Source organism: Mesorhizobium sp. M8A.F.Ca.ET.208.01.1.1 (assembly GCF_004791315.1).
Classification (GTDB): domain Bacteria; phylum Pseudomonadota; class Alphaproteobacteria; order Rhizobiales; family Rhizobiaceae; genus Mesorhizobium.
The window spans coordinates 1-280 of record NZ_SRUT01000434.1 but is presented as its reverse complement, the minus strand read 5'-3'; the positions used below and the strand labels follow the sequence as shown (position 1 = coordinate 280).

Here is a 280-nt window from a genome sequence, read left to right as displayed (position 1 = left end):
GGCAGGCAGGGCCGGCCTGGCGGCGCCATTCGCCGGTCCTGTTTCCAATCGTCGGCCGGCTGAAGGGCGATCAGCTGCGCCATCGCGGCCAGACATATCCGATGACACAGCACGGCTTTGCCCGCGACCGGCACTTTGCCTGGGCGGAGCAGGAGCCGACCTCCTGCACATTGGTCCTGACGGATGACGCCGAAACGCGGTCGCACTATCCCTTCGCCTTTCGCCTGGCCATTGGCTACGAACTGACCCCCCGGCAGCTCGGCGTCACCTTCGAGATCGC

The 280-nt window shown here is 66.8% G+C and carries 1 pseudogene; it reads left to right on the top strand.

Annotated elements, in window-relative coordinates:
- Positions 1-280, top strand: a pseudogene (locus EN851_RS35990) (aldose 1-epimerase family protein); the annotation flags it as partial.